Raw genomic sequence first — 14,399 nt, 5'->3', positions numbered from 1 at the left:
TTTTTTTGTTTTTTACGAAATATATTTATTACGCAAATAATAAAACGATTATTTGTTCATATCAAAAATCATTTTGCAAACATTTTCCATTTCTTCAGTTTTGTTTTCGAAAAAAGTATTAGCAAATTGTTTAACTTTTTCAGAAGCTCCGAAAGGAAAAACTACATTGTATTTTTGATTCATTTCTTGCATTTTTAATAAAAATAATTCTCTAGCTAAAATTGAAGCGGCTGCTACTTCTAAGCATTTATCTTCTGCTTTTTTGATTAAAATAATATTTTTTTGAACTTCGGTAAAATTTGCTCAATTTTTATTGAACATTAAAGAATAATATCCTTCAATACTTTTTTGTGTTGAATATTGATCTATAACCACAAAATCATAATCTTTTACTTTTGCTTCTAGGGTGTTGATGGTTTTTAAATGAACAAACATTTTTAAAGCATTGGAATTGTAATTATTTTTAACCAAGGAATTAAAACCTTTTGGATAAAGTAAGTTAGTTGAAAAATGAACCAATTGTTTTAATATTGGTGCAATTTCCAAAATCTTCTTATCAGTAAGTTTCTTAGAATCCTTTACTCCTAATTCCAAAACTTTATTTCTATTTTGTAAGGGAATATAAACAGCAGCGGCACATAAAGGTCCAAAATAATCACCTACGCCTGATTCATCAACTCCTATAACTTTTTTGTTATTTAAAAAAGTTAAATCTTTTTCATTTGAATCAATGAAAATCATTTTAATTTTCTTCTTTACTTAACATTTCTTTTACTGATTCTCTAGCTTTTTGAACCATTGATTCAGGATTATCAAGTAATTTATTAATGAAGTCACCAACTCCACCTTCTCTATTGGTTTTTGTTAGTTTAAAAACAGCATGTTTTTTAACTTCTTTGGTCGCATTTCCAACAGCAGCAGAAATTGTAGCAACTTTGAACATAGGTACATCATTAAAACCATCACCGATTGCTACTGTATGATCTAAATCGATTTTGTAATATCTAGATAATAAAGATAAAGCTCTTCCTTTATTTACAGCAACATTAGTAATGTCAAAAACAGGAGTTAAACCTTCACCTTTTGACCAATATGAAAATTCTCCAAGATCTCCATATTTTGCTCTTAAATATCTTCTTAATTCTTCAACATTAGTTGTAGGTTTTACATCAAAAATAATTCCTGTTGGTCTTAATGGAATTCTATTAATGTCAATACCAACTACAAATTTTGCACTAGTAGCAAATCCGAAAACTCTTTCTAAGTCTTCATCACGGTGTTGTAATTGTACTCAACCTGGTCCTTCAATAGCAATGTTTGAAATTTCTTTTTCAACAACTGGGTCACCTAAAACATATAACATTTCATTTAAATTCAAATAGTGAATGTATGGAATAAAGTTTTCATCTTTTGGATGGTGGATTTGAGCACCATTGTAATTACATACAACAGTATCTAAACCTAATTCTTCATAAATAGGTTTTGTACTTCTTCAAGGTCTTCCAGTTACAGCACAAACAACGTGTCCTTCTTTTTGTGCTCTTTTAATAGCTTCAAATGTTTTATCATGGATAACACCAGTAGCACTTGATGCTAAAAGTGTTCCATCTAAGTCAATAGCAAATAAAAATTTGTCTTTTTTATCACTCATTTTTTTCCTCATCTTTTAGTTTAAAAATAATTTTTTATGATACATAATGAATTACATAGATCAATATTAATTTTTATCTCCATAATTTTAACATTTTTTAAAAATTCTTTTCCACTATAAAATAAGACGAAAAAGAAAAACCTGCTTGATAGCAGGTTAATAAAAACTTCTTTAGGATTAAATGTTGAAAAAATATGATACTTTCTTTTCGAGTTCTATAGTATTGTTTGAAGATGTAGAAATATTCATTTTGTATTTTAGTTCAAAACTAACTCTTTTAGATTCTGAATCGAAGTTGGTGAATTTTAATTCTTCTAATTCAAAAAATACACTATTTAATTCAAATTTTGGATCATTGTTATAGATTTGAACTTGTGATAAAACGGTTGGATCTATACATTCACTAAATAATCTACCTCCAGCACTTAATGCAAAAATTGAATGATTTTGAACTTCTAATTTTTGTGTCACATTGCCTTCATCAATAGTTCTTACAATAGAAAATTCTGGATATTGCATACTAGTTTTTAGTCAATTCTTATCTAAAATTTTATTGTTGTCTTTTAGGTATTCTTGTTTTACTCTTTTAATAAAGTTATCTACAGATGTTTTATTTGTTAAAAATTGTAATTGGAAACTTTCAAAAGTGTCGCTAGAAATCTTCTTAAAACCTTCAATTTTTACTTCTTTTGGCTTTGAGTAATATTTACGCCCTTCTTTTTCTATCATTAAACTAAATGATATATTTATATTACCTTCAATGTCATTTGTGGTTTGAGTTTCATTACTAAATTGAATTTTCGAATTGCCATCATTGTAATAATTTTCTTCTTTATTTTCGTAAAAATTATGAATGATTCTTCCAGTAGTTCTAAAAGCATGTAAATAAGATGAAGCATATGTGTCTTTTATTTCTACATTTTCTTTTTTAACCACATTATTGTTCATAATGTAATCTAAAACTTCAACATATGTATAAGTAGTGTTAGAAATTTTTATTGCCACTTTATCAAAAGTCTTTGTTGCTTCTGTTGGTTGAGCAGCATTTCTTCCCATTTTTTTATATTTTAAAGCTAAAGCAAATGAAGCAGTGTCGTGTTCAGTACCTGTGATTGCTAATTCTCTAGAAAATGAATAACTTTGGTTATTCTTCACTAATTCAAACAAATCGATTTTGTTGTTTTCTTTATCATAAGCATAAAGTTTTAAATATTCTTTAGCTTGTTCGCTTGGTATTTCTTTAAATTGTTTTTTAGCTTTGATTAATTTTTCTTTATCAATTTCTGGAGCAACAATAAATTCATCATTAAAAATGTTTGAAGATTTAATATTTGAAAGTTCAATTTCTTGTTTTCCAAAATCTTTTGTAGAAGTCTTAATATTAGTTTCGAAAACAATTTTTCCTTCGAGTTCATCATATGAAACAATTTTTGTTTCTGTAAGAGTTACTTCTGAATTAGAAATATTTGTAATTTGTTTCAAGTTTTCTTCTAATGATTGGCTTGATTTAACATTAATAAAATTACCTAATTTAGCAAATTTGCTAAATGAAACACCATTGCTAATTCCTGCTGCTTCTGTTCATTCTGCAATTGGAAGAGTTTTGAAATCTTTAAAAGTCTTAGTAATAACTTTTGAAGTTAAGTTTTTTTCTTTTCATTGCAATTTGAATTGCATTTCAACTTCTAGATCAGATTTTTTAGTAAGGCTAACTAACTCGAAAGTAAGTTTTTCTGATTGTAATTCATATTTATAGTTTTCTAATTTTAAAGCTTCCTCGATAGTGTATTTTTCACTTTCGATGGTTACTTTTAAGCTTTGTGCTGCTTTATCTAATTCCTCTTGATAATTTACTTCTAGTTGATCTTGTGGATCTGGATCAGGGTTTGGTGTAGGGTTAACTACTTTTTTGAAATTAGTAAAGGTTTTAGTTAAAGGAATAGAATCGAAGTTATATTTTTTTGAATGAAAGTGGTAGCTTACAATTACTTTATCTCCTTCTATTTTAAGAGAATCTATTTTAAATTCTGGTTCGAATTTACCATTTTTATCAAAGGTAATTTCATAATTGTTAATATTTAAAGCTTGATCAATAGTGTATTTATTAACATCAATGTTGATAGGAAAAGTTCTAACCAATTGGTTAAACTCAATAAGGTTCTTTTTATTGTTATCACAACTAGTAGCAGAAATTGCTAAGATAGGAAATGGTGTAATTGCGGCCATAGAAATTAATATTAGTTTTTTATTTTTATTCATAATTCTTTCTCCTTTTTACTTGGTCAAAATATTATAAGTTATAAACATAATAAATATTGATATTTTATTTAGTTAAAAAATAGGTGTTTTTTTGTTAATTTTTTCCTTTTTTCTAAAGAAAAACAAAAAATGAAAATAAGCAAGTATGAAGATAGGAAAACAACAAGATGTAAGAGATTGTGGGTTAATTGTGATTCAATCATTTATCAACTATTACTTCGATAAATGAGTTGATATCGATTTTTTAAAAATGCAAGCATCATATGGACCTAATGGAATAAGTTTAAAGAATCTAGAAGATATAGCAAACAAAAACAATCTAAATTTTGATGCTTGCGAAGGCGATTTAGAATCATTGATTGGTTTAAAAAATAAAGAATTACCAATAATGATTTTGATTTTAGAAAACGGAATTCATCATTATGTAATTCTGAAAAAGATTAGCAAAAAAGAAGTTTTAATTCTTGATCCAGCACAAGGAGAAAGAATTATCGAATTAAATTATCTTAAAGAGATTTATCAAAATGTGGCTGCTTTTATTAGCAAAAAAAGTAACAAAGGGATAAAAGAAGAAAAATTAAGCAATAAAATTTCTGGAATAATAAATGTTAAAAACTACACAATTGGTTTAATTATTTCTTCATTTTTAGCAACGATTTTAAGCTTTACTGCTAGCTTTTTTATAAAAATAGTCTTTGACTATATTTTGCCTAACCAACATAAAAAGTTATTGATTTTAATGTTTATTAGCTTTTTATGAATAAACATTATTAGGTTTATCAATGACTACATTAAAGGTTATATTATTAAAAAATCTCAAAACTCCATTGAGATAGATTTAAATAGATATTTTTTCTATAAACTTCGGTATTCGAGACTAATAGATATTTTTAAATTAAATAATGCTGATTTGATTAGACGAATGAGCTATATTGAATCGATTGCAAATTATCAATCAACATTTACTTTTGTAATTTTGTCAGATATTTTTACTATATTAACTTCTACTATTGCACTTATTTGAATTAACTATTGATTGTTTTTAATTGTTTTACTTGTTGCTTTCATTTCTGTAATCATTAATTTTTTATATCAAAATATCATTAAGCAAAAATTTGACAAATTTATGCATGTCAGTTTAGCAAAAGGAGTAAGTGACTTAGACCACATTTTGGCAATTAAAGAATTAGGAAATGTAGATTATAAAAATTTTATTGCTTCAAGACAAATACAAAATTACAATAAATACAAAAATGAAGAGTACGAGATTTTTAAAACTACAAGTAGTAAAAATCTAGTTTCAAATATCTTGGTTGATAATCTAAACTTAATAATTGTCTTTGTTTCCTCTCTTTTTATTTTTAAAAATAAAATGTCATCAGGAACCTTAATGATGTTTTTGACTAGTACTTCATTCTTTTTGTCACCTTTTAATACCATTATCAATTTGTTTTTAAAATACAACATAATTAAAGAACAAATTAAATTATTGAATTTTGTGTTTAATTTTAAGGAAGTTGAACAATTTGAAAATGGAATTTTAGTAGACAAGGTTAATAGTATTTCTTTACAAGACGCAACATTTTATTATGAAAAAAATAAGAATGTTTTAGATATCAACTTTTTCACAATTGATCAAAACATTCAAATTCAAGGGAAAAATGGAGCGGGAAAAAGTACTTTTTTAAACATTATTGCTAATAACTTTGAACTTTCAACAGGTACATTAAAAATCAATGATATTGAGTTAAAGAATTTACATTTACCATATTACAAAAACAATATCTTTTATTCTCATCCGAATATTTATTTACCTGAAACCACTATTTATGATTATGTTTGCTTAGGCAATAAGGAATTAAGTACAACATTAAATCAAAATTTAGAAAAATATAAATTAACTAATTTGCTATCAAGAATGAAAATCGATCTAAAAACAAATATGAGCAATAATGGTAATAACTTTTCTAGCGGGCAAAGACAAATGATTATTATCTTGAGATTGTTTACTAAAAAATTCCCATTAATTCTTCTAGATGAAGCTTTTGAAAATCTAGATGTGCAAGCAACAAATGAAATTTTTGCTGCTTTAAAAGATTTTCAAAACCAAGCATTATTTATTGAAATTAGTCATAGTAAGAAATTTATTTTTAACAATAAGGAGGTACAACTTGAACAAATTAACAAAATTAAATAAAATGATTTGATTTTATATTTTGATTATTATTGGACTCTCTATTGGTTTGTTATATTTTATCTTTACTTATGAAATTGATAAAAATGTCGCAGTTAAATTAGAGGTTATTGAAAAGAATGAATTTAATGTTTTAGCAGAAAATGAATTAAGTTATTTGATTAAGAAAAATCAAAATGTAATACTAAAATTTAATGACAAATACTATGATTTAAAAATCAAAGATTTTTCAGTTAATAAAGGTGTTTTAAAAATTAATTTTTTAAACACACCTAGAGATTTAAAGTTAATACCCAATACTTTTATAAATGGAATTTTGTCTTATAGCAAAACTTCAATATTTAAGGAATTAATGAAATTTTAGACATTAAAAAAGCAAAAATAAAACTCATATTGCTATGAGTTTATAAATGTAATTGAATAGTATATAATAGTAGTTGAGCCGACATCGAGATTTTATCCAATGTCAAACTACAACTGTATTCAATATGGTTGTTTTTTATTCTTTGCTTGCGTTTTCTTGTTTTTGGAAATCATCAACAAGTTTTTTAGCTTCAGATAATTTAACACTAAAGAATGAAGTAACTCCACGGTTTTGCATAGTAGCACCGAAAAGATTGTCAACTCTACTCATTGTTCCATGTCTATGGGTAATAACTAGGAATTGAGTTTTTTCTTTTAATGCTTGTAAATATTCAGCATATCTAACAACATTAGATTCATCTAATGCTGCTTCAACTTCATCTAAGATACAAAGTGGTAATGGTCTTGCTTTTAAAATTCCAAATAGTAATGAAATAGCAATCAATGATTTTTCACCACCAGAAAATAGTTTTAAGTTTTTAATATTTTTGCCTGGAGGTTGCGCTTCAATATCTACACCTGAATCTAAAATGTTTTTAGGATCAGTAAATAGTAATTTAGCTTGTCCACCACCAAACATAGTTTTAAAGACATTATTAAATTCTTCATTTACATCATGGATAATGTTAGTTAATCTTGTAACAATAATTTTATCCATATCAGCAATAGCACTTTCTAAAGTTGCTTTAGCAGCTGATAATTCTGCTTCACTATCAGAAAATTCTTTGAATCTTTTTTCTTCTTCTTCAAGCATTTCTAATGATTCTAAGTTAACGTGACCTAAAGCATCAATTTCTGAACGTAATTGATCAACAATTTCTTGTGCTTGATCTCTGTTCATTTCAAGTTTTGCTTGTTGAGCAGCAATTTCATAAGTCATCTTGTAATGCTTTGCTAAACGTTCTCTTGATTGTTCTAATAAGATTGAAGCTTTTTCTTTTTCACCAATCTTATTAGCATAAGCATTAATCAAGTTTCTTAATGTTTTTTCATAATCACTCTTTAAGGTAATGGTTGAATTAATTTCGCTATTGATAGCAGAAAGTCTTTCTGTTTTTGCTCTTAAAGTAGATAATATAGCATTCATCTTACTTTCAAGAACTTGACGATCAAGTTCAGTTTGAGGTGCGTTTTCAATTGAAAGTTTTAAATCTTCTTTTGAATTTGAGATTTCCTTAATTTGTAAAGTATAATCATCAAATTCTCTTTGTAAATTAATTTTTGTAGAATTGATATTTGCAATTTCATTTTTAAGTTGTGAATCTAATTCATAACCTTCACGACGGAAGTTTGAAATTTCATTTAATTTAGTTTGTACAGAACTAATTTTTGCTTCAATACCTGGAATTAAGTCTTGAATTTTTTTCATTGTTTCTTCAAAACCTAAAAGTGATTGGTTAGTGTTTTTAGCACCACCGACCATAACCCCACCAGCTCTAACAATATCACCGTCAGTAGTAACTACCATGTATTTTCTTTCTAAAACTGCTGAAATTTTGTTAGCAGAAGAAATATCACTAGCTACAACAACATTTCCTAAAAGGAATTTGTTTAAGATTTCAAATTCTGGTTTAACTGAAACTAATTCGTTTGCTATAGCAACAAATCCTGGGTGGCTTTGAATTGCTAAAACATAATCATCTCTAATTAGTTTAGGTTGAATAGAAGTTAAAGGTACAAAAGTTGCTCTACCTCCATCATTTTCTTTTAAGAAATTAACTGCTTTAACAGCAGTTTCAGCATTATCCACAACTAAGTGTTGAGTAGCATTAGATAAAACTGCATCAATAGCGGCTATATATTCAGGATTTACTTTAATTAAATCAGCAACGGTTCCTTTAAGACCTTTGAAAAATGATTTATTTTCCAAAATGGTTTTGGTTCCTTTAAAGAACAAGGTGTTGTTTTCCTTTTGTTCTTTCATAATGCTGTAACGAGTTTCTAATTTAAATAAATCGCTTTTGTTTTTATTTAAACTAATGTTTAAAGCATTGATTTCATTAGTGTATTGTTCAATGGTTTTATTGTTTTCAGAAATTCTATTATTTACATTTTTAATTTCTTGATCATAGAAAGAAATTTTAGCAGCAGTTGAATTTAACAATTCTTTTAAAGTTGAGATTTTTTCAGCATTTGTAGCCATCATTTGACCAGAAGCAATAAGTCTTTGACGTTCAGTGTTTCTAGCAATTAAAATGTCTAAATTAGCAATTCTACTTTTTAATAATTCATATTGGTCTGAAAGCATTCTAATTTCTTTTTCTAAATCAACTTTATATGTTGAATTTTGAGAAATTTTAATTTCTGCTTCATGAATTCTGTTCTCAAGATCTTTTCTAGTTTCACTAACTCCATCTAATTCTTCAATTAAATCTTGTTCGATTTTTCCATAAAATTCAATGTTGTTAACTAATAAACCTAATTCAACCGCTTTTAATTCATTATTTTTTTCAATATAAACCTTAGCTTTTTCTGCTTGTTTTCTTAAAGGATTAAGTTTTCTTTCAATTTCAGAAATTACTAATCTTACTTGTTCCAATCCTTCTTCTGTACGTGCTAATTTAGATAAAGCTTCTTTCTTTCTAAACTTATATTTTGAAACACCAGCAGCTTCTTCAAAAATTGCTTTACGATCTTCTGGTGTAGCTTCAGCAATATCACTAACTGTACCTTGTGAAATAATTGCTAATGAAGATTTTCCAATTCCGGTTTCCATAGCAATATCTTTAATATCTTTTTGACGACAAGGTTCACCATTTAAAAAGTATTGATTATTCCCATTTCCTCTTTCTAAAACTCTAGAAATAGTAACTTTTTCATGGGGAATATTGTTATTAGCATTTTTATTGTCAAATGTTAAAGTAACAACCGCTTTATTCAAGGGTTTAGCGGTTTTAGAACCTGCAAAAATAACATCGTCCATGTTATCTCCACGTAGTTCCTTTGCACTTCTTTCCCCTAAAACTCATTTGATAGCATCATTGATATTACTTTTTCCTGAACCATTTGGTCCAACAATACCAGCAACTCCACCATCTAAATTAAGAGTAATAGGGTCGGCAAACGATTTAAAACCATGAGCTTCTATTTTTATTAATTTCATTACTTACCTCATATTTTATTTATGTATTAATTTTATAAATATTTGAAAAATTGTTTATACATAAAATTTAAGAAATTTTTCTCTTGAATGTCAAGATCATTTCGTATTCTGGCTTGTGAACAAATGATTGTCCGTATCAATTTGGTTTTGATTTTTCTTTGTTGTGTTTCATTCAAAGTTCATTGAATTCTTCTTGATTGTTGTATTGTTCAACAAAACTATAAGAAACGTTTGCTTTCATTGTTGTTGATACTAGTTCCCAATCTTTTTTAGCCATTTTATTCAATTTTTCTTCTGTGTCTTGATCGTTGAAACTTAAAACTACTTTATATTCAAACATATTATTTACCTACTAACTTTCCTAAAGCATCGAGAGCAGCATTTTGCTCAGCTTCATTTTTTGATTTTCCTTTTCCTATTCCAAAGATAATACCATCGTGTATCACTTTAGCTTCAAAACCTTGCGAGCCAATATTAACATTTTCATAGTGAACAGGATTTTTCGACATTCCTTGACCTTGTATGTATTCTTGAAATTTGCTTTTTGGATCTTTAACATCGAAATTTTTTAATTGCTTAATTGTTGATTCCAATGTGTTTATTACAAACTTTTTAGCTTTTTCAAGTCCTGAATCTATAAAGATTGCAGCGACTAATGATTCATAAATATCAGCAGCCACTTTGGTTGATTTTAAAACTTCATCGTGTGTCATTCCAAAGCCAGTTAAACAAAATTTTGTTAATCCTAATCGATGGGTAATTTGTGATAAAGTTTGTGTTTTAACAACTTGTGATCTTAAAATGGTTAATTGACCTTGATCAAAATCACTTAAGTTTTTAAATAGATATTCAGAAACTATAAATTCAATAATCGCATCACCTAAAAATTCTAATTTTTGGTAATTGTTATGAATGTTTTTTTTATCAAAAGAACCATGAGTAAAGGCTAACCGATAAATTGAATAATCCTTAATTTCAATGTCGAATTTCTTTAACAAATCAGAAATTGAGTTTTCATGAACTTGTTTATTCATTTAGTTTTCCTTTTGTTCTAATTCTTGCTTAACTTTGTTCAAGATATCGTTTTCTAAAGCTAATTTGATTTGATTTAAAGCGCCAATATATGCTTTTTCATCACTACCACCATGACTTTTGATTACTATTCCATTTATTCCAGCTACTCAAGCAGCGCCAACATTTCTATAATCTAAAGTTTCAGCAACATCAACAAATGCTCCTTTAGCAAGTAAATAACCAAATTTTCTAATTGGTTTTAGCATTATTTTAGATTTCAATAAGTTTTTAAAACTTAGCATTGCTCCTTCTAAGCTTTTTAAAACTAGATTGCCACCATAACCGTCAATAACTGCTACATCACAAAAACCATTCATTAAATCTCTTGGTTCAATATAACCTTGATAATTTAGAGAATTATCAGCACATATTAATTTTGCTGCTTCTTTGGTAGTTTCTAAACCTTTATATTCTTCAGTTCCTATATTGATAAGTGAAATTCTAGGAAAATCATTGTTTAATAAAACTTTAGCATAGACATTAGCGATTTTTGCTCATTCATACAAATAATTGCTTTTGGTTTCCAAATTGGCACCTACGTCTAAAAGTAAGAATTTTCTACCGATAATAGTTGGCATTAAAGGCATAAAAGCTGCTCTTGAAATACCTTCTAATCTCTTAACTCTAAAAGTAGCAGAGGCTAAATAAGTTCCACTATCACCAGAAGATAAACAAGCATCGATTTCATTGTTTGCTAACATATCTAGAATTTGATTCATTGAGGTGTTTTCTTTTAAGCTATTTCTTAAATTTGTTGTATCAGAAGGAACGTTAGGATTATCAATGATTTCTAAATTTAAGTTTTTATCTTTTTCAGTAATCAATTGTTCAATTTCAATCTTATTACCTACTAAAATAATTTTGAAATCTTTGTTATTTCTTAAAAAAGTTAAAGTGGCTTTTACAGCCGCTTTAACTCCATTATCATTTCCATTTACATCAAAACCTATTTTATACATATAAACTCCAAGTCTTTTTATTCAAAACCAATTATGAAATTGTAATTAGGTTGATTACCATTTATAACATCAATTTCAACATCAAATTGAGAATCGATAAAGTTAACTAATTCATTAGCATCAATTTCTGAAGAATCATTACCATAATAAATTGAAATCATTTGAACATCGTCATCAATGATTTGATTTATAGCATTTTTAGCAGCAGCTAGACAATCATTGTTTGCTAAAATAATGTTCCCATCATGAATAGCAATATATTGTCCTTCTTTGATTTTAACCCCATTAATTTTGGTGGTTCTAGTTGCTTGTGTAATTTCTAATGTCTTAACCATTGAAATTGCTTCGTCAATTAATTCTTTGTTTTCTTTTACAGAAGTTTCTTCATTGAAGTTCAATAAAGCTGTAACTCCTTGTATTTGACTTCTTGTGTTTATAATATGAACTTTTTTATCAGTTACAACTTGTGCAGCTTGTTGTGCTGCTAAGAAAATGTTTGAATTGTTTGGTAAAACAAAAACATTTTTAGCATTAACTCTTTCAACTGCGTCAATAATATCTTTAGCAGAAGGGTTTTGGGTTTGACCGCTTTCAATAATTTGATCACAACCATATTCTTTCATCCGGTTAATAAAACCTGAACCTAAATTACATGAAACAATCCCACAGTTTTTCTTAGTAGCTTTGTTTAGAACTTCATTGGCTGTTTCTTTATTATTTAATAAGTCATTTTTATTTCTTGATTCATTTGCTTGAAGCATCATATTTTCTGATTTAATCTTGACAAATTCTCCATACTTTTGAGCAAAGTTTAATAAATTACCTGGTTTTAAAGTATGTCCGTGAACTTTTAATAAGTTCTCATCATTAACCACTACTAAACTAGTTGCGTATTTATTAACTTCTTCAACAAATTTACTTTTATCAAATTTCTTTGGCTTAGCTAAATCAACAATAAATTCTGTACAGTAACCAAATTCACCTTCATATACTTCATTGTCATTTATTCAAGTTGAAACTTGATTATTTTCGTTTGAGATTTGAATGTCCTTACCTTTTAATGAAGAAAGCATCCCTTCAAAAATAGCAAATAAACCTTCAGCACCTGAATCAGTTACTCCAACTTCTCTTAAAATCTTTAACTTGTTAGGAGTATTGTCACAAGAAATTCTAGCTTGTTGAACTATTTGCTCAAAAATTTCAACAATTGGTTGTTCACTCAAAGTTTCTAACTTTTCATAAACTTCTCTTATAACTGTTAAAATTGTTCCTTCAACTGGTTTTAAAACTGACTTGTAAGCTTTATCATAAGCCGATCTGATTGCTTCTTTAAAATCAGCAAACTCTAATTTTTCTTTTTCAGCACAACCTAATGCAAAACCTTTAAAAATTTGACTTAAAATAACACCTGAATTTCCTCTAGCACCTAAAAGCATATTTTTTGAAATTTGATTTGTTAAAAAACCGATATTTGACTCGTTAGAAGTGTCATTTTTTATTGCGTTTAATGCTGATTCAGCTGTAGAAGACATATTCCCGCCTGTATCACCATCTGGAACAGGAAAAACATTTAAAGCATCAATGGCGTTCCTCTTGTTGTACAAGTTGTTAGCGCCAGAAATAAAAATTTTCTTAAAAAGCTTGGCATCAATAAAGCAAGTCATTATTTCATTAGTTCTAGTCATTTGTTATTCCTTCAATAAAAATATTAAGTTTGTTAACGTAAGCACCATTTTTTTTCATTACATATCTTAAAGTTTCACCAATTTGTGATACTAATTGTTTTACATTTGTACTCAACAAAACAATTAAAGTTATCATGAAATCAAAACCTTTTTCAGTTTTCTCCACCTGGAAATTAGGTAGTTTTTTGTCTTTATCCTCTTCTGGTTCATAGACAATTTTTTTAACACCAGGCATCGATTCTAAAACATCAATAAATATCTTTTTTGCCTCTTCAATTTGCATTTTGAGCCTCACATTTAAGTTTTGAATAATTCATTCGTATATAAAATTGTACAAAAAAGTACAAAATTAATATTTTTAATTATATATTATTAACTTATTTATTAGAAATATAATATATACAAATGGCTAGTGAAACAATTAAAAATGGCATTTTACTGTCTATAAAACCATATTCAGAAAATGCCGATCATTCCATCATTGAAGTGCTTACTCCTAGCGAAAAAATTTCGATGATTGCGCAAGGTGTTAATAAACCTGAATCAAAAAACAAACCAAATTTACAAGTTGGTTGTTTAATTGAATTTACTTTTTTTAAGGCTAGATTAAATAACAAAATGAGCAAACTTAAAAAAGCAAACTTAAAGTTTCAAATTGACTTATTTCACTATAATACAGGTTTATTGGTAAAAAAAATAATGCTTTATTTATCACAAATAAATTCACATTTTCATTTAGTTTTTAAAATTTACAATGACATTTTGCCTTTAATGAATAGTGAAAATCCTGCAGTTTTGCTAACCTATTTTATTGCTAATACTTTGAAATGTTTTGGTATCCAACCTACTGTAAACGGTTGTGTAGAATGTCAAGAAAAAAATGAAATTTCAGATTTTTCATTCAAAGAAGGGGGATTTCTTTGTGCTAAGCATGAGCTTTTTCCCAAAGAAATTAATTATTTAAAATCCTGCTTTTATCTTTTTTTGAGCATTAATGACTACATAAAAAATGTGGAAAAAAACACCAATCAAAGAATTTATGTAGAGTTATTAAACCATCTAAAAAACAATGGGGTTTTCATTAATTGAGAAGAATGAAAATAATACCATT

General features: G+C 27.1%; 12 protein-coding genes. 3 read left to right on the top strand and 9 right to left on the bottom strand.

The window, feature by feature from the left end; genetic code table 4:
* Positions 1–48: 48 nt before the first annotated feature.
* From rnhC to ACJA25_RS00340, 3 genes are all read right to left on the bottom strand, one after another.
* On the bottom strand, positions 49–741 hold the full coding sequence (rnhC, locus tag ACJA25_RS00350; protein WP_406615621.1) for a ribonuclease HIII: 693 nt from the start codon (positions 739–741) through the stop codon (positions 49–51).
* 1 nt (position 742) lies between these two features.
* A complete protein-coding gene (locus ACJA25_RS00345) occupies positions 743–1,651 on the bottom strand; it encodes a Cof-type HAD-IIB family hydrolase (protein WP_406615619.1) in 909 nt (302 codons plus the stop codon).
* A 177-nt stretch (positions 1,652–1,828) separates the two neighbouring features.
* Positions 1,829–3,910, bottom strand: a complete 2,082-nt coding sequence (locus tag ACJA25_RS00340) for a hypothetical protein (RefSeq protein WP_406615617.1) — start codon at positions 3,908–3,910, stop codon at positions 1,829–1,831.
* A gap of 145 nt (positions 3,911–4,055) precedes the next feature.
* Between ACJA25_RS00340 and ACJA25_RS00335 the strand changes: the two genes are divergently transcribed.
* Both ACJA25_RS00335 and ACJA25_RS00330 read left to right on the top strand, forming a co-directional pair.
* On the top strand, positions 4,056–6,107 hold the full coding sequence (locus ACJA25_RS00335; protein WP_406615615.1) for an Mbov_0121 family peptidase domain-containing ABC transporter: 2,052 nt from the start codon (positions 4,056–4,058) through the stop codon (positions 6,105–6,107).
* On the top strand, positions 6,082–6,468 hold the full coding sequence (locus tag ACJA25_RS00330) for an MAG1140 family protein (RefSeq protein ID WP_406615613.1): 387 nt from the start codon (positions 6,082–6,084) through the stop codon (positions 6,466–6,468). The genes ACJA25_RS00335 and ACJA25_RS00330 overlap by 26 nt, the downstream gene beginning before the upstream one ends.
* 135 nt (positions 6,469–6,603) lie before the next feature.
* On the opposite strand, the gene ACJA25_RS00325 is transcribed toward ACJA25_RS00330, so the two are convergent.
* From ACJA25_RS00325 to ACJA25_RS00300, 6 genes are all read right to left on the bottom strand, one after another.
* Entirely contained in the window at positions 6,604–9,570 is a 2,967-nt protein-coding gene (locus ACJA25_RS00325; RefSeq protein WP_406615611.1) for an AAA family ATPase, read from the bottom strand.
* Positions 9,571–9,637: 67 nt separating this feature from the next.
* Entirely contained in the window at positions 9,638–9,910 is a 273-nt protein-coding gene (locus ACJA25_RS00320) for a hypothetical protein (protein ID WP_406615609.1), read from the bottom strand.
* Position 9,911: 1 nt separating this feature from the next.
* Entirely contained in the window at positions 9,912–10,604 is a 693-nt protein-coding gene (gene rnc, locus ACJA25_RS00315; RefSeq protein WP_406615607.1) for a ribonuclease III, read from the bottom strand.
* Positions 10,605–11,603 carry a phosphate acyltransferase PlsX gene (gene plsX / locus ACJA25_RS00310; protein ID WP_406615605.1) on the bottom strand — a complete coding sequence of 333 codons (999 nt, stop codon included), beginning with the start codon at positions 11,601–11,603 and terminating at the stop codon, positions 10,605–10,607.
* A gap of 17 nt (positions 11,604–11,620) precedes the next feature.
* Complete coding sequence (locus tag ACJA25_RS00305) at positions 11,621–13,288, bottom strand: DAK2 domain-containing protein (RefSeq protein ID WP_406615603.1); 1,668 nt, start codon at positions 13,286–13,288, stop codon at positions 11,621–11,623.
* The gene (locus tag ACJA25_RS00300; RefSeq protein ID WP_406615601.1) at positions 13,281–13,571 is read right to left on the bottom strand and encodes a hypothetical protein; all 291 of its coding nucleotides are present in this window, start codon (positions 13,569–13,571) and stop codon (positions 13,281–13,283) included. The genes ACJA25_RS00305 and ACJA25_RS00300 overlap by 8 nt, the downstream gene beginning before the upstream one ends.
* Before the next feature lie 122 nt (positions 13,572–13,693).
* Between ACJA25_RS00300 and recO the strand changes: the two genes are divergently transcribed.
* A complete protein-coding gene (recO, locus tag ACJA25_RS00295; protein WP_406615599.1) occupies positions 13,694–14,392 on the top strand; it encodes a DNA repair protein RecO in 699 nt (232 codons plus the stop codon).
* The last annotated feature ends 7 nt before the right edge of the window (positions 14,393–14,399 follow it).

Origin of the sequence: Mycoplasmopsis hyopharyngis, from assembly GCF_045276885.1 — a bacterium.
GTDB classification, from domain to species: Bacteria; Bacillota_I; Bacilli_A; order Mycoplasmatales; family Metamycoplasmataceae; genus Mycoplasmopsis; species Mycoplasmopsis hyopharyngis.
The sequence above is the reverse complement of the archived record's forward strand: the minus strand, read 5'-3'. Positions and strand labels throughout refer to the sequence as shown.